This window comes from Streptomyces sp. H39-S7 (assembly GCF_027158205.1).
Lineage (GTDB): Bacteria > Actinomycetota > Actinomycetes > Streptomycetales > Streptomycetaceae > Actinacidiphila.
This window is the reverse complement of sequence record NZ_JAPVLU010000036.1, coordinates 86140-101489: the sequence shown is the minus strand read 5'-3', so window position 1 is coordinate 101489 and position 15350 is coordinate 86140. Positions and strand designations below refer to the sequence as shown.

Annotated in this window: 14 protein-coding genes; 7 read left to right on the top strand and 7 right to left on the bottom strand. The window is 67.6% G+C overall.

Features of this window, described 5'->3' with window-relative positions; genetic code table 11:
* Positions 1-165 precede the first annotated feature (165 nt).
* Together O3X23_RS29870 and O3X23_RS29865 are read right to left on the bottom strand one after the other, a co-directional pair.
* Positions 166-981 carry a DUF2637 domain-containing protein gene (locus tag O3X23_RS29870; RefSeq protein WP_269274959.1) on the bottom strand — a complete coding sequence of 272 codons (816 nt, stop codon included), beginning with the start codon at positions 979-981 and terminating at the stop codon, positions 166-168.
* Positions 978-1244, bottom strand: coding sequence for a DUF6284 family protein (locus O3X23_RS29865; RefSeq protein WP_269274957.1), 267 nt, complete (start codon positions 1242-1244; stop codon positions 978-980). Before O3X23_RS29865 ends, O3X23_RS29870 begins: the two co-directional genes overlap by 4 nt.
* 366 nt (positions 1245-1610) lie before the next feature.
* On the opposite strand from O3X23_RS29865, the gene O3X23_RS29860 reads away from it, so the two are divergent.
* Positions 1611-2375: a GntR family transcriptional regulator gene (locus O3X23_RS29860; RefSeq protein ID WP_269274956.1), complete on the top strand. Its 765-nt coding sequence runs from the start codon at positions 1611-1613 to the stop codon at positions 2373-2375.
* Positions 2365-2934 carry a GNAT family N-acetyltransferase gene (locus O3X23_RS29855; protein ID WP_269274953.1) on the top strand — a complete coding sequence of 190 codons (570 nt, stop codon included), beginning with the start codon at positions 2365-2367 and terminating at the stop codon, positions 2932-2934. The genes O3X23_RS29860 and O3X23_RS29855 overlap by 11 nt, the downstream gene beginning before the upstream one ends.
* Positions 2935-3083: 149 nt before the next feature.
* On the opposite strand, the gene O3X23_RS29850 is transcribed toward O3X23_RS29855, so the two are convergent.
* The 4 genes from O3X23_RS29850 to O3X23_RS29835 form a co-directional block, all read right to left on the bottom strand.
* The gene (locus tag O3X23_RS29850; protein ID WP_269274951.1) at positions 3084-3731 is read right to left on the bottom strand and encodes a hypothetical protein; all 648 of its coding nucleotides are present in this window, start codon (positions 3729-3731) and stop codon (positions 3084-3086) included.
* A 696-nt stretch (positions 3732-4427) separates the two neighbouring features.
* Positions 4428-5666: a tyrosine-type recombinase/integrase gene (locus O3X23_RS29845; RefSeq protein WP_269274949.1), complete on the bottom strand. Its 1239-nt coding sequence runs from the start codon at positions 5664-5666 to the stop codon at positions 4428-4430.
* A gap of 10 nt (positions 5667-5676) precedes the next feature.
* A complete protein-coding gene (locus O3X23_RS29840) occupies positions 5677-5982 on the bottom strand; it encodes a helix-turn-helix domain-containing protein (RefSeq protein ID WP_269274947.1) in 306 nt (101 codons plus the stop codon).
* 130 nt (positions 5983-6112) lie between these two features.
* A complete protein-coding gene (locus O3X23_RS29835) occupies positions 6113-6631 on the bottom strand; it encodes a helix-turn-helix domain-containing protein (RefSeq protein ID WP_269274945.1) in 519 nt (172 codons plus the stop codon).
* Positions 6632-7016: 385 nt separating this feature from the next.
* Here O3X23_RS29835 and O3X23_RS29830 point away from each other — a divergent pair, with 385 nt between their 5' ends.
* The 5 genes from O3X23_RS29830 to O3X23_RS29810 all read left to right on the top strand — a co-directional run bounded on the left by O3X23_RS29830 (position 7017) and on the right by O3X23_RS29810 (position 12924).
* Positions 7017-8180, top strand: a complete 1164-nt coding sequence (locus tag O3X23_RS29830; protein WP_269274943.1) for a DUF3631 domain-containing protein — start codon at positions 7017-7019, stop codon at positions 8178-8180.
* A 272-nt stretch (positions 8181-8452) separates the two neighbouring features.
* Positions 8453-9433: a DUF2637 domain-containing protein gene (locus O3X23_RS29825; RefSeq protein ID WP_269274941.1), complete on the top strand. Its 981-nt coding sequence runs from the start codon at positions 8453-8455 to the stop codon at positions 9431-9433.
* A 402-nt stretch (positions 9434-9835) separates the two neighbouring features.
* Entirely contained in the window at positions 9836-10729 is an 894-nt protein-coding gene (locus O3X23_RS29820; protein ID WP_269274939.1) for a hypothetical protein, read from the top strand.
* Positions 10726-12393, top strand: a complete 1668-nt coding sequence (locus O3X23_RS29815) for a relaxase/mobilization nuclease domain-containing protein (protein WP_269274937.1) — start codon at positions 10726-10728, stop codon at positions 12391-12393. Before O3X23_RS29820 ends, O3X23_RS29815 begins: the two co-directional genes overlap by 4 nt.
* Positions 12394-12558: 165 nt before the next feature.
* Positions 12559-12924, top strand: a complete 366-nt coding sequence (locus tag O3X23_RS29810; protein ID WP_269274935.1) for a hypothetical protein — start codon at positions 12559-12561, stop codon at positions 12922-12924.
* Between the two features lie 323 nt (positions 12925-13247).
* On the opposite strand, the gene fxlM is transcribed toward O3X23_RS29810, so the two are convergent.
* On the bottom strand, positions 13248-15326 hold the full coding sequence (fxlM, locus tag O3X23_RS29805; RefSeq protein WP_269274933.1) for a methyltransferase, FxLD system: 2079 nt from the start codon (positions 15324-15326) through the stop codon (positions 13248-13250).
* Between the last annotated feature and the right edge of the window lie 24 nt (positions 15327-15350).

The window sequence follows — 15350 nt, the reverse complement described above, 5'->3', positions numbered from 1 at the left end:
CAGAATGTGCCAGTTACTGCGAACATCTCACGCGTACCAATCAAGCCTGATAGGAGGGCTCCTACCTCCCCACTTGCACCTCAATCGGCAGGCACATCGCGAAGGAACCCGCGTGAACTCCAGTTGGGATCCCGAACCGCACCCCGTCCGGGTCGTAGAAGCGCATCAGGCCGCGTCCGCGAGACCGCGCTCAGCCTTCAACGCGTCGCGGACCACACGGGCCTTGGCCGGTGCCGTTCGCAGTTCCTTGCGGATCGCTTCAGCGGTCAGAGCGTCGTCCGACCAAGCCGCGGTAACCTCCCGGCCCTCGGTGAGGAGTTGTTCCGGGGTGCGGATCGGTCGGGGGTTGCGGGCCGCTACGGGCACTCGACCGGTCGCCCGACGCGGCGCCTGTACCGCCGCCGCAGCCACCTGCCCGATCGAGTCGGCGGGCGGGGGCGGGTCTGCCGACTCCAGCGCCGGACGTACCGGGGACTCCGGGACGCTGGGCGGGGTCGACTCTTGCAGGTCAGACACCGACTGATTCGTCAGCATCACCAATGATTCATCCTGGTTTGCGGGCCGGTGGTGCAACACTTTCGCGACCAGGTCGGAGCCGAAGAAAATCGACCCGACCGGCAACGAAGTGGCCAGCAGCACCAGCGCCCAGTTCGCGGGCGCCCATTCAGCGAGCACCATGCGCGATCCGCCGGTGTGCAGCGCGGGGACCAGGCCGTGTACGTAGTTCAGGACCAGCGACGCGGCGGTGTACCCGGCCAGCACCCACCGGGCGGTCACCCGGTCCTGACCGGTCAGTACCAACGTGGCAACGAGCGCCAGCGCCATCAGCCCATCGACGACGAACGGATACAGCAGCGAGGCCGTACCGTCCGCCCCGACCGTGGCCGCGACGTCGCGCTGCGCGTTCCAGGAGACCCGGAACGCCATCCCCACCACGCCAACGAGCGCGAGGACCAACAGGGTTTTGGGGAGCCGCCTCATGCCCCGACCCCCGCCGGGTTCTGCCGGCCAAGGTTCGCCAAGCGCCGCCGCTCAGCGAGCAACTTGCGTTCCGCCCGCCGGATCCGCCGAACGTCCACCTCGGACGCAGGACGACCGAGCGTCATGATCTGTGCATCCAACAACTCGACCTCCGCCAGGATCACGGGCATCTCAACCTCGATGCCCGCCAGCTCAGCGGCAGTCGGCTCACGCTCAACGTCTGCGGCGGTAACAACCGCCTGAACAGTGCCGATGTACCTCATGGGTCGTGTTCCTCTCAGATGGGACGGCCCTAACAGCGGCTCCGGTGTTCGAGCACCGGAGCCGCCCCGCGTCCACCCGTCGAATGACGAGTGGCCATGACCCCCGACGCGCCCCCGAAGGGGCTCGCCGAGGACCAAAAACACTCGTATCGATCAGCACTCTGTTCAGTTCTCAAGGGACGGACGCTGCCTTTGGACCCGTCTCACGGAGCCCTCCGGGCTGGCACTCCAACAGACGTTACGTCTTGTCCGACACGTCTAGAGGAGTGCTTGGATGTGATTCTGCTCTCCGGGACTTGGCCGCGTCAAGCGTTCTCGTCTAACTTGTACGGAGGAGTTGTAGGAGCGGCCTGCGGAGGACGTTCGGTGAAGGAGAAAATGACCAAGCAACAGCAGGTCGCAGCGGATTTGCGCGCTCAGATCGAGTCGGGGGATCTCGCGCCCGGGGCCGAACTCCCCAGCGAGGCCGCGCTCATGGCGTCGTACAAGTTCAGCCGGGAGACGGTCCGCGCTGGCGTTCGGACGTTGATCGAGGAAGGTCTCGTCATCGCCAGCCAGGGATCCGGCAAGTTCGTGCGGGAGGCGTACCCGCCGGTCGTGTGGAACTGGACCACCCTGGAGAGCCGCAAGCTGCACGAGGCTGACGGTGGACGCTGGGGCGACCAGTGGGCCACGGCCATAGCTTCCGACGGTCGCGCGCCACGCCTAGATGTTCAGGTCTCGATCGTCGATCCGCCGACCGCAGTCCGTGAGCTGCTCCAACTCGAAGCCGGCAGCCTCGCCGTGGTGCGCCGCCGCGTCCGCTACGTCGACAACCGGCCGTACGCGCTCGCAGACTCCTACTTCCCGCAGGAACTCGTAGCGGGCACGCCGCTCATGGAGCCGCGCGACGTGTCGGCCCCCGGCGGAGTCCTCGCCGCATCGGGCCTGATCCAGGCCACGTACCGCGACGAAATCGCGGTACGGATGCCGACCATGCAGGAAGCACAGAAGCTCGCGCTCCCTGCCGCAACCCCTGTCGCTGAGCACACCCGGACTGGCTACGACCAGGATGGGAAGCCTCTCCGGTGCATGGTCAGCATTCTCCCGGGCGATAGGCACGTGATCAGGTATGAAGTCGATGCCAACTGAGTTCATCCGCCCGGCAGGGGCGGCAGATGTGCCCGCACTGATGGCGCTGAGGGCCGAAGCTGAAGAATGGCTTCAGACCAAGGGCACCGACCAGTGGTCGGACCGCGAGGCAGGCGCCAGGGCGATCGACAGGTGGCATAAGACCATCGACGACGGCCGTGCCTGGCTCGTAGTCGATGGTGACGGCCGGGCGCTAGCCACCGTGAGCCGTGGTCCGATCGACCGCGACTTCTGGACGGACGACGACAAGCCCGAGTCTGCGTTCTACCTCTACAAGTTGATCGTGGCTCGCGCTGCGGCCGGCAGAGGTCTCGGCGTGCGCATAGTCGATTGGGCCTCGAAGGTCGCAGCCCTGGAGGGGCGCGACTGGGTGCGAATCGACACATGGCGCTCGAACATCGGCCTTCAGTCGTACTACGAAGGCTTGGGATTCAAGCACGTCCGCACGGAAAGCCCGCCGCATCGCCGTTCGGGCTGGCTTGCTCAGCGCCCCGCGAGCGTTGTCACGGCTCCGAACGCGCCCCTAGCAGTTGGTGATTCGGAGGATTCTAAGTGTTGACGTCGCGGGAGCCCGGCACTCACGCTGGAGACTCAGGGTAAGGACTTCGAGTTAAATCGCCACTGCTCAGAGACATGACAAGCACACCAGACGGGGAACACCGAAGCGGCCGAACATCTGGACGACGCCCAGATGGCATGGATCCCCCACTATCCGTTGGATGCGCCGTGTCCCATCTCTCGTAGCAGACTAAGTACTGCTCCCTTAAGAGCGTCGCTGTCAACCTCGTCGCGCCATTGCACGAATGACGCCGCAGTCCCACCTCGCTGCGCCATATGCAGCAAGGTATTCGCTGATTGCGTCAATCGTTGATTCGAAACTAGCAAGCACCCAGATAGGCTTGCTGCCGCCACGCCCATGACTTGCTTAATTACATTTGCGGAAACAGGGCTCCGCAGCGATTTCAATTCAACGAAAATTGCATGCCGATCCGGGGTGAGAATGGTAAAATCGGCCAGACTGGGGCTGTTATTAGCATTGTTGGCTACAGAAAATTCAGGGAATAGCCGCATAAGTTCAGCCTGAACGAGCCTCTCGTAAACTACTGCGGATGTTCGAATAAATTCGATGTCTTGCGATGCTCGGGGGTCAATCGCGCTCAGAGTTTCCAGTGCGCTGCGCGCCTCATGTGGCGACGCTTCTTCCGCCTCTCGAATCACGCGCCTACGCCGAGTCGCGAAGCGCATTTGTGTTTCTCCGTGGCCAAGGCTCAAAAGCGGATTCCCGCTAATGAGCATTAACAGGAAAACAATTCCCCCCAATACCAATGCAACGGAACCAGCCTGGTTGTCGGTCACGAAAACAGCAACGGAACCAGCCCCGGAGAGAGCCAACCCTGCCGCTCCGGCAGCAAATCTCGCCCAACCGGAGAGGGGGTCTCCTTCGCCCTCATTTGCTCCAGTTGGCTCTTCCGTTGACTGCGTAGGGTCAGACATGCTTGCAGCCTATATCGGAGACCCCACGGATCCAGGATGGCTGGAGAAACAGGATCGGAGAGGGACTGGAGGGAGAACTTGATGATCTCAAGTCGTTGCCTCTTATCAATGCATTGGATGCCGTCCAGAGATCGATAAAGATCTCAACATCTCGAACATGAGTTCCCAAGCGCGCACCGGACATGGTGTACCAGTCGACCTCCGGACCCTTGAGCCTTCCAGCTCGACCCGAGGCACCTGAACGGCTGCAACGGAAGAGTCCGGGCCGATGAGGCGTCGGAGACTGGCGGCCGCTGTGGTCTCAGTTCTGGTCTCATTCACTCGGGGTCGGGGTCGTTCACCGGAGTACTCCGCCCGACGTCATGCCCAGGTCAGACCCCGGATGGACAGTGCTGAACGATCATCGGCAGAATTGGAAAGCGTGTTGGGGGCAACCCCTCACGAGTTCGAATCTCGTATCCTCCGCACCCGCCCAGCTGGGCAGACGTAGGCCCCGACCGGATTCCGGTCGGGGCCTACGTCGTTCGAGGGTTGCAGTTTGGGTTGCAGTTGCCCAGATCAGGCGGCGGGAGGCCGCTGGTCCGGGCGGGTCCAGAGGAGTCCGCCGATCTTGGCCGCAGTGTCCTTGAGGACGCGGTCGGTCAGATGCTGGTAGCGCCGGCGCATGCGGGCGGACTGGCCGGGCTCCCAGCCCATGATCGCGTCCACGACGGTGTCGGAGACGCCGAGGATCAGCAGGATGGTGCCTGCGGTGTGACGGGCGTCATGCAGCCGCCCGTCCCGCAGTCCTGCCGACCGCAGCAGCTCCTTCCACTTGTGATGGTCCGTGTTCGGGTTGAGCGGCTCACCGGTCGGCGAGGTGAAGACGTATCCCTTCTCGACCCACAGGTCGCGGGCAAGTCGACGTTCGCGCTCCTGTTCGTCGCGGTGCTGCGCGAGGAGCTTCATCAGCTCGTCGGGGACACCGATGGGCCGCCGTCCGGCGCGGGATTTGGTCTCCTTGGTCTCGCGCCGGATGTTCACCTTCTGCGGGCAGTACCCGGGCTTGCGCCCGCAACTGTCGCCGCAGCCATGCTGGTACCGGGGTCGCAGCCGGCCTCGGTGGACGACCAGCACCCCGAGGTCGAAGTCGACGTCCGCCCACTTGAGTCCGAGGACCTCGCCCTGGCGAAGGCCCAGCGCCAAGGCGATGACCCAACGCGCCGCGTTCCGTTCTCGGTTGGCCACTTCCAGAAGGAGCTGGACTTCCTCGACCGTGTACGGCACCACCTCTTCCTCCACCAACCGCGGTGCCTTGGCGATGCTGGCGGGGTTCTCGGTGAGGTGGCGGCGCCGCTTGGCCTCGTTGAGGGCGGCTCGCACGGTGCGGTGAACCTGGTGGGCTGTTCCGGCCGAGCTGCCTTCGTCCTGCATCTTCTTGTAGAAGCGCTCCAGGTGTTCGGGCTCCAGCTTCGCCAGTCGGTGGGCGCCGAGGCCGGGTATGAGGTGGTGGTAGACGGCGACGCGATAGCCGTCGATGGTGTTCTCGGAGACGTGCAGGGCGGCGATGTTCTCGGCCCAGTGCACCAGCCAGGTCTCGACCGTCCAGGTCTGGCCGGCCTTGCGGACACGGCCCGCGTCGCGCTCCTTCTCCAGGACGCGAACGGCCTTGGTGGTCTCGGCGCGGGTCTTGCGCTTGATGTGGCGGCGATCGGATTTACCGTCGTCCTTGACGCCGACGGTGACGTAGCCGTGCCACTTTCCGTCCTTGCCGAGGTAGATCGTGGAGGCGCCGTTGGGCTGCCGGGACTTTGCCATGACAACCCCCTCAGGCCGCGAGGGCGACGGTCGAACGGGTGAGCTGGGCGCGTGCGGCGACGTAGTCGTTCAGTGCCTCGGCCGGGATGCGGCGCAGGCGGCCGATGGCCACGGAGGGGATCTCGCCGGAGGCGAGGAGCGCGTACATCGTTGTCCGGCCGACGCTGAGGCGGCGAGCGGCCTCCTCGACGGTGAGCGCGACCAATGTGGGGTCGGGCGCGGTGGGTGCGCTGGCCTGTACGAGGTCCAGGAGGGCCTGTGCGCTGACGCCAAGTGCGTCCGCCACCAGGGAGATGGGCATGGTCGTTTCAGACATGGGATACCTCTCGGCGGCGCGAGGGCAACGCGCCGTCGTGGTTGCTGTGCGGGATGGGCGGTGTGCAAGGGGTCCGGTTGGCGGCCCTCAGCATTCGTAGTGCCGGGGGACGCGACGGGAGGGTGGTGCGTTACTCAGCGGCGGGAGTGTCCGCGTCCTCGCGGAGGTGGTCCTCGGGCGAGTTGGGGGCCGGGTAGAACGTCGGCTCGCCACCGTTGGGCGTGATGTCGACCCCTAGGCGTTCTGCGATCTCGTCGTACTCACGCTCGGCTTCTTCGAGGCGCCTCTTCGCGGCGTCGGCAAGGTCCTGGGCCGCTCTCCACTCCTTCTCCAGATCCTGGAGGCGGAAGCCCGCTTCCTGGAGCTCGTAGTGGGGATCTTCCGGGTCGGCTACGGCCTGGGTCATGAAGTACTCGGCGGGCAGGTTCAACGCCTTCGCAAGGCCGATGACCTCGTCGAACTGGATGGCGCGGGCGCCGTTCTCGATCTTGGCGATCTGGGTCTGGTGGAACTTGAAGCCGAGGCGCCTCATGCGCTCGGCGACGTCATCCTGCGACAGCCGGGCGGCCTTCCTCATGATCTTCAGGTTGTGCGCCACCAGGGCCTCACCCTCGTGGGGGACAAGGTGGCGCTCCTTGGGCTTGTCCATGTTTCACCTCCTCTCCGTTGAGCGATCGTGCGTGCGGGTCATCGTTAAACTATACCAGCATTGAATTCCCAACCGACAGGCGCTTGAAACGAAGTGTGATGGAGACCACACATGGCGCCCACCGGGCATCATTCTGGGGAGGAATCGAAAACTCAACCGACTATCGGTTTGACTTTGCGTCCCAGGGATGGTTAAAATTATAGCATCGCATGAAAATTCCAACCCCATGGAGGTTGAGAGCGGCGGTCGCGCCGCCAGAGAACGACAAAACCCCCGGCGCTACGAACACCGGGGGTTGAACGGAAGCCTCGACACCGCCCATCCCTGGACAGCTAACCAACGACGGACCGGGTTGCCCCCCGGAGCCGTCGAGTGAGGAATCTCCATGACTGACGATACCCGCCCTAACCCCGTCCACGCAGCACAACCGGATCCCGACGCCAGCACCGGCCACGGCGCGGCCCTCCTGGATCGACTCAAGGCCGCACTGGCCCGCTTCGTGGTCCTGCCGAGCGAGGAAGCGCTGGACGCCACCGTGCTTTGGGTCGCCGCCACCCATCTGCAGCCCTCCTGGCAGCACGCCCCGCGCCTAGCCGTGGTCGGCCCCGCGAAACGCTGCGGCAAATCCCGCCTGCTCGACATCCTGACCGAGACCGTCCACCACCCCGTCATGACGGTCAACTCCAGCGCAGCCGCAGTCTTCCGCTCCATCACCGAGGAGCCACCGACCCTCCTCGTCGACGAGGCCGACACCATCTTCGGCACCCCCAAACAGGCCGAGAAGAACGAGGAAATGCGCGGCCTGCTCAACGCCGGGCACCAGCGCGACCGCTACGTGCTGCGGGTGGTCGGCAACGACCACACACCCCACCGCTTCCACACCTTCGCCATGGCCGCGCTCGCAGGCATCGGCGACCTCCCCGACACGATCATGGACCGCTCCATCGTGATCCGCATGCGCCGCCGTGCCGCAGGCGAGCGCGTCAGCCCCTACCGCACCAAGCGCGACAGCCCCACCCTGCACGAACTGCGCGCCCTCCTCGCCCAGTGGACGGCATCCCTGGCGGACCAGGCCCTGCAGCTGGAGCCCTCCATGCCGGTCGAGGACCGTGCCGCCGACACCTGGGAGCCCTTGGTGATCGTCGCCGACCTCGCAGGCGGCCCATGGCCCGACCGCGCCCGGCACGCCTGCACGACCATGGTCACCGCCGAAGCCGAGGCAGAACAGGACAGCCCCGGCAACGCCCGCATCCTCGCCGACATCCGGCGGCTCTTCCACACCAAGGGCGAGCAGGCACAACTGAGCACCGACGAGATCCTCTACGCGCTCAACAACGACCCCGAAGCCCCCTGGGCCGACCACAGGCGTGGGGGCCTGAACGCACGCGACCTCTCCGGGATGCTGCGCGAGTACGGCATCCACTCGGGCAACGTGCGCGTAGGCGACATCCAGCGCAAGGGCTACACCCACACCAAGTTCACCGACGCCTGGAAGCGCTACTGCCCCGGCGTCCATCCCTTCGGTGGCCCGCAGGCCAACGCGAGCTGATCGGCCGCCTGGTCCCTGCCGTCCCAAACGGAAAACCGCAGCTCAGAGGCCCTGAAAGTGGGACGGCAAGCCGTCCCAAGACGGATGGTGATCCGTCCCCGCCGCCTGGACGGCCAGCGGACCAACCGCGCGGCAGCTCGTCCCGTCGCGTACCTCCTGCCGTCCCGGACGCCACCGGCGCGCCCTGCCGTACCGCCCCTGACCTGCGGTTGCAACGGCAAGACGGCAAAGACGGCACCCCGCACACACCCCAACGCAAGGACGACTTCAGCATGCCCGACACCGCAACACCCACAACCGGCCCCGGAGAGCCGACCAGCCGCCTCCCCGCCAACTGGTTGGACCAGGCCGCCATCATCCTGCTCGGCGTCGCCGGTTGCGCCCTGTCATTCGACGCGCTGCGTCAGATGGCCACCGCAGTCCATGTCAGCCACCGGCTGACCTACCTGTTCCCCATCGTGATCGACGGCTTCATCGCCTACGGCGTACGCGCCCTGCTGGTTCTGCGCGCAGCCCCATGGCCCGCACGGCTGTACGCCTGGACCCTGTTCATCGGCGCCACCGCCACCAGTGTCTGGGCCAACGGTCTGCACGCCCTCGGCCTCAACCAGCCCGACACCGTCGAACTTCACCTCGACGACACCACCGTCACCGTCCTGTCCGCCATCGCCCCCCTCGCCTTGGCCGGCGCCACCCACCTGCACATCCTGATCACCCGCCACGGCAGTGCCGACCCCAGCCGAACCCGGCCGCACGAAACCGCCGCAGGAGTTCCGTACCAGAGGCCCGCTGGCGCCGAAGCGACAAACCAGCGCGTCACACAGCTGCCCGCGGTAGCCGGAAGCACCCCCGCCGCTGAGACCGAAGTCTTCGGAGACGGAGAACCCGCAGCGCTCCTTCCGGACCCCTCAACGGCTGCCGTCACACCGACCGATTCCCATCCGGGCGAGCGCCAGGACGACCCCGACAGCGCAGGCCAGGGGCAGGACGGGGGTTCCGTACCGCGCACCCAGGCCCAGGGCGGACGCCCGCCGATGGCCTCCCTGCAGCGGCTGGCCGAAGTCATCGCCGCAGCCCACCGCGACCCCGACACGATCACCCGCGACAGCGCCCGCAAAGCCCTGACCGCATCCGGACTGGGCGCCGGAACCCACCGCCTGACCGAGGCCATCGCCCTGGTCCGCAACACCTCCCAGGCCCGCGAACACCCCGCCCAACCGGAGGACCGGCAATCCCTCGCCGACCGGGCCTGAACCCCCTCCAGATCCCCCCGGGCCGACACGAAGCAATAGACCGGCTCGGCTGCCGACAGCGGCAGCCGCGCCCTCTACCCCGAAACCACAGCCCGGCCAAACCGCAGATCGCGACGACCATCGCCACCCCCACCCACTCGCGAACGGAGCCACGTAGTGCGCAACCCCTTTCGAAACAGGCCCGCTCCCGCCGCCAACCCCTTCGACGAACAGCACCGGAGCAGGGAGGAGCCCCCCATTGCTCCAGGAACCTCCGAGCAGAGCAAAGACGTTGACGCAGGCCAGGAAAACGGCCAGCAAGTTGTCCCCAAAGGAGTCCTGCCGGCCCTCCCCCCCCCGGGGGTGGCGGGGAGGGCCGGCGCCGACCGGGGGCGGTCGGCTTCGGGGGAGCTCGGCCCGGGGGTGCCGACCGCCAACAACCCCAGCCACCCCACGCGTCCTCCGTCCTCGCCGCCCTCCGCGCCGAGCGATCCCGCAGTAATCCCCATCGCCGATGTCGTTGCCCGCTACCGCCTGCGTCTGCCCGAACCGCGCCTGCACCGCGTCGCCCCCCGCTTCAACGACGCCGAATGGGACGAGATCAGCCGGGCCAGCACTCTCTGCGAGAAGAAGAACGGCGGGTTCGTCGCCGCAGCCGCCGTCTCCGCATCCCGCCCCAGCGAACCTGGTGGGCATACCCGCCACCCGCACCTGGTCGATCAGCTCATGCGGGACAACCACGCCTGCGCCCGCGCCGGCCGCACCTTCAACGCTCTCGTCCGCCACCTGAACTCCGGCAGCACCCTCCCCGACCACACCGACAGGCTGCTGCATCACGTCGCCCACCGGGTCGCCCAGGTCGACACCACCGTCACCGCCCTCACCGCCACGCATGCGACCGGAATCCACACCCCTGTGGATATCGGCGGCAGCCACCGGCACCGCCCCTCCGGTCCGCGTACCCACCGGGTCAGCCCCCGCTTCAGCGACCGCGAATGGGCCGGCATCACCGCCGCCGCAACCCTCTGCGGCATCACACCAGGTGCCTACACCGCCGCCGCAGCCCTGCTCGCCGCCCGCTCGAACAACCCCCGGGCTGTCATCTCCGACACCCGTGCGCAGCTCGAAGAGCTGATGGAAGCCAACCGGCTGCTCGCCGCCCTCGCCAACAACACCACCCAGCTCCTGCGCCACCTGAACCCCGCCGACACCCCGCACGACCCGGCCCGACAGCTGCTGCACACCCTGGGCAACGTCCTGGACCGCATCGACGCCACCGCCAGCGTCATCGCGCGGGAAGGAGGCGGGCACCCGTGATCCCGCACATCACCACCGGCTCCGGCGGCACCCAACGCCTCGTCCACTACCTGTTCGGGCCGGGCGAACACAACGAGCACACCGACCAGCACCTGGTCGCCTCCTGGAACGGCTTCGCCCCTGACCCTGGGCCCCAACCCGATCCCGCCACGGAGGCCAAGCTCGCCGCCCAGCTCGACCTACCCGTCAACGCCCTGCCCCCGGGCCAACGCCCCACCGAAACGAACTGGCACTGCTCGGTACGCACCGCACCCACCGACCGCCTCCTGACCGACGACGAATGGGCCGACATCGCCCGCCGCGTCGTGGCCGCCGCCGGCATCGCCCCCGACGGCGACACCAAAGCCTGCCGGTGGATCGCCGTGCGCCACGCCCCCGACCACATCCACATCGCCGCCACCCTCGTCCGCCAGGACGGCCGGGTCGCCCGCCGCAACTACGACCGCAAAGCCGTCCAGGCCGCCTGCCGCACCATCGAGGAGGATTACGGCCTGCGCCAGCTCCACCCCGGGGACGGCACCGCACCCCAACGCGCCACCAGCCCCGAACACTTCAAAGCCGAACGCCTCGGCCGTACCCGGCCCGCACGCGACGAGCTACGCGAAGCCGTCCGCCAAGCCAAAGCCGCCGCCCGCGACGAAGCCCAGTTCTTCACCCTCCTGGAAGGGACGGGCATGAAGGTCAAACCGCGCCAGGCCCCATCCGGCGACATCACCGGCTACAGCGTCGCCCACCCCAGCGACATCAACGCAGCCGGCGAACCCATCTACTACTCCGGCTCCAAGCTCTCCCCCGACCTGTCCCTGCCCGAAATCCGCAAACACCTCGCCGCCCAGGACAAGCCCGCCCCCACCGACAACCCCTGGCACGCTGCCGCCGACGCCGCCCGCCACGCCCTGGCCGTCCTCGACAGCGACGACGACGCCGGAGCCCAGGCCCATCTCGCCGCCTTCGGGGAACTCCTCGACACCACCACCTTCGCAGCTCCCTCCGTGAGCAAGGCCGAACTTCGCGCCGCAGCGGCAGCGTTCCACCGCGCCACCCGCTCCACCATCCGCGCCGACCACCAACAAGCCGCCGCCCTGCGCCGCGCCGCGAAGGATCTGATCTACACCGCCACCAGCGGCCAGGACGGCACCGGTCTCGCCGTCCTGCTCTCCGTCGCCATCCTGATCACCCGCGCCGCCATGCATTGGCACCTGGTCCGCGACCACCAACAACAGCAAGCAGCAGCCCAACAAACCCTCACCCACCTGCGCGCCGCCTACGAGCAAACCGCGCGCCCGGTCCTGACCGCCCTCGCCCGCTCGGCACCCCGCCCCGACGCCACCCGCCGCTACGAGGCAGCCCTACGCCAAGCCATCCCCGAACACGCCGACCGCATCCTGGCCGACCCCGCCTGGCCCGCCCTGACCGCCACCCTCGCCCAAGCCGAGAAGGCCGGCGGCAACCCCCACCGGGTCCTGCGGGATGCAGCCGAACTGCGAGAACTCGTCACAGCGCAATCCCCCGCCGAAGTCCTCCACTGGCGCATCACCGCAACCACCAGCAAACGCCAGCAAGCCGCCACCGCCCGCAGCACAAGCACCACCGGCCAAGCCCCCACAACCCCACCAGCACCTCTCCAGGTGCCCATCCCCCCGTCCCCGCAACGGCGCCGCTAAGGGGACCCGCAGCGCCGACCGTCAACGCGGCAAGTGACTGCTTCCGCCGGCGGTGCCACCAGAAGCCGCCGCAACATAGCCGACGATCGCCGGTTAGCCAAACCGGCGATTCTCCAGACCATTGATGTACTTCCCCGCCCACCCCCTCCCTTGAGGAGCACCTTCATGCCCGCACCTACCCCCCGCCCCCACATCATGGCCCTGCTGTTCGACATGGACTTCGATCACCCCGGACCCGGACGCGCCTTCCACCACCTCGACGGGCGGCCCTTCACCAAGGAGGAACACGCCCTCGCCAATGAAGCCACCCTGGAAGAATTCCGGGCCGCCGGAGCCAAGATCCACACCGAGATAACCCAGGAGATCGCCGACCAAGCCCTGAACGACGCCTCCGAGCTCCTGCATAAGTACTTCGCCCAGAACCCCCAAGTCGTCATCCCCTACATGACCGACGAGGACCACGACCACTACGAGGCCCTCCGCACCATCGCCACCGCGGACGGCGGCCGATTCCTCCCCCGCAGGCGCTGACCACACCGGGAAGCGCCAAAACAAAGCCGGCGGCCGGGCTCCTGCCCGGTCGCCGGCTCTGCTGTACGCGGCACCGGGCGCCTAACGCTGGATCTGCCCTCGACGGCCTCCAGTTGAACGGGGCTCGGAGGCTCTCCGTACGGCTCCAGGTAGTCGTTGAACTTCGCCAGCCGGGTGTATGCCGGTCGGAGCGGACGCGCTCTCCGGCAGCTCCCGGCCGAGGCGGCGTCCGGGGCGCCGTCCAGGTCCTGGGCGGCCAGGCGTGCCGTGGCGAGGTGGCCCGCCACCGGCCGCACCCCTCAGGTCTGCGCAATTACCACTGATTACCAGTCGATGGTCAGGCGGGTATCAGGGCGGGTAATGCGAGCGCCGGGCGCGATTTGGTCCTCGGGCGTGGTGGCGGGGTATGCGTTGACGGTGGGTTGTGCGGGCCTGTCCTGGCTCCAGCGGTGCAGGAGGTCGTTGACCTGGCCGACAAGTTTGCTGCTGTCCGGGCCGTGTGCGGTGAGTCCCAGCTCGTTGGCTTCGTCGCTGACGGGGCGGGCGGCGATGTAAACGACCGTGCCGTCGTCGTAGAGGCCCGCTCCGGCCCACCGCATGGCAGGGTCGGCCAGGCCGAGGGCGCGAGCGGAGGCGCTGACGGACAGGCGGCTGAAGCGGAGGCCGCTGTTGATGGTGGCGAGCCACAAGTCCAGGTGGGCGGCAGGTTCGTCGTGGCGGACTTCGATCCCGGTCCAATGCTGGAGGGCGGGATGGGTCAGGGCCTCCGCGAGGGCAACCTCGTCGGGCAGGTCGTCGGCGTCGATCTTGAGGATGACCTCGTCGGCGAGCCGGACGTGGCGCTCGCCCATCTCGGAGGCACCGCGCATTGGCACGAACCCGCAGACCTCGGCGTTGGTGCTGAGCATCCGGTCATTCTCGGTGCGGTCAAAGGCGAGCGAGCGGGTCAGGCCGCTGCCGTGCAGGCGAAGCGGCACGACCAAGCGTCCGCCGACAGCGAGCTGCTGCCACCAGGCCGAAGAGATGTCCCACGCGCCGGCGGTGACGATGATCCTGTCGAACATCTTGCCGCTGGGGTCGCCGAGGGCGCCGTCGCCGCAGATCACTTCGACCTGCTCGTATCCGGCCGCGGCCAGGCCGGTGCGGGCGCCGGAGGCCAGGTCGTCGTCGAGTTCGATGGTCACCACCGAGCCGGTCGGGCCGGCCAGCTCTGCCAGGAGGGCGGCGTTGATGCCGGTGGCCGCGCCGATCTCCAGAACGCGGTGGCCGCGCCGGACGTCGAGCTGTTCGAGCATGGTGGCCACCATGCTTGGGCTGGAGGCCGAGGAAATCGCGCTGCCGTCTTCAGCTCGCTTGGTCACCACGGGCTTGGGCGCGTAGGCGGTCGCCAGGTCCACGCCGGGCAGGAAGACGTGCCGGGGCACGGCGCGAAAGGCGTCCTTAACCTGGGGGGTGCGGAAGCTCCCGAGGCGGTCGATCCTGGCGATGAGGGCTTCGACCAGCTCGTTGGGGTCGAGGGCCGGGGCGTCGGTGGAGTGCATGGTCACGGGCCTGACTGTAGTGGGATGAACGGGATCGTTATGGCCGCTTTGCGGTAGTGAGCTGGGTATCGGTTCCCGGTGGAAAATCACGCGGCTCGCGGCAGTGGCCAGGGCGCTTTGGTGGGGTGCGGAGATGCCGTGCCGGTTGAAGGCGAACAGCAGATGATCGGCGAGCACGGCCCGCAGGCCCCGGGTGAGGCGTCCGCGGCGGCCCAGGTCGGCCACAGCGGCTCCCGCGTTCTCGAATGCGGCGGGCCACTCGGGCGCCAGGGCGAGGGGGCTGTCCCTACTGTCGCTTTTGGCGGTGATGAGCGTCTGTACGGCAGCGAGTGTGCCCGGGGAGGGCATGATCTGTCCTTGGCTGCCGCGGTGCTCGGCGACCTGCGCCCAGATGTCGCCCTGTTCGTAGAAATCCTGGCCGGCGGCGAGCATCATGCGGGTGGCCAGCCGGACACCCAGCTCGTGGCGCAGGTCTACTCCCCCCTGCATACCGGCGAGATGGTGCAGGATGTGGCGGCTGTCGGCGTGGAAAAGGCTATGAGCCACGTGCACGGCTTCCGGTCCGCCGAAGCGCCGAGTCTCCGGCTCGTAGATGACGCTTTCGGCGTGGTGGATCACGGCGCGGCCGGTGAGTGTCTGGGTCAGCTCTGCGAGGAAGAGGTCCGCGTCGCGGTCACCGGCAGGCAGGACGCGCAGTCGCCATGATTCGCCTTTTCGGATGAACCACCAGGCGGTGATCTCGCCGCTGTGTTCGGCGTCGATCAGCAGTGGTCCCAGGTGGCGGGCGGCCATCTGTTCGGCGGCCTGCCAGGTCTCGCACCACAGGTGGACCTGCCGCCAACGGCTGTCGGGTTCGCGCATCGTCGCAGTCCAATCGGTGTGAGG

Coding starts and splice junctions, on each gene's coding strand:
- O3X23_RS29870 (WP_269274959.1), bottom strand. CDS start 981: ATGAGGCGGCTCCCCAAAACCCTGTTGGTCCTCGCGCTCGTTGGCGTG.
- O3X23_RS29865 (WP_269274957.1), bottom strand. CDS start 1,244: ATGAGGTACATCGGCACTGTTCAGGCGGTTGTTACCGCCGCAGACGTT.
- O3X23_RS29855 (WP_269274953.1), top strand. CDS start 2,365: ATGCCAACTGAGTTCATCCGCCCGGCAGGGGCGGCAGATGTGCCCGCA.
- O3X23_RS29845 (WP_269274949.1), bottom strand. CDS start 5,666: ATGGCAAAGTCCCGGCAGCCCAACGGCGCCTCCACGATCTACCTCGGC.
- O3X23_RS29840 (WP_269274947.1), bottom strand. CDS start 5,982: ATGTCTGAAACGACCATGCCCATCTCCCTGGTGGCGGACGCACTTGGC.
- O3X23_RS29835 (WP_269274945.1), bottom strand. CDS start 6,631: ATGGACAAGCCCAAGGAGCGCCACCTTGTCCCCCACGAGGGTGAGGCC.
- O3X23_RS29830 (WP_269274943.1), top strand. CDS start 7,017: ATGACTGACGATACCCGCCCTAACCCCGTCCACGCAGCACAACCGGAT.
- O3X23_RS29825 (WP_269274941.1), top strand. CDS start 8,453: ATGCCCGACACCGCAACACCCACAACCGGCCCCGGAGAGCCGACCAGC.
- O3X23_RS29810 (WP_269274935.1), top strand. CDS start 12,559: ATGCCCGCACCTACCCCCCGCCCCCACATCATGGCCCTGCTGTTCGAC.
- fxlM (WP_269274933.1), bottom strand. CDS start 15,326: ATGCGCGAACCCGACAGCCGTTGGCGGCAGGTCCACCTGTGGTGCGAG.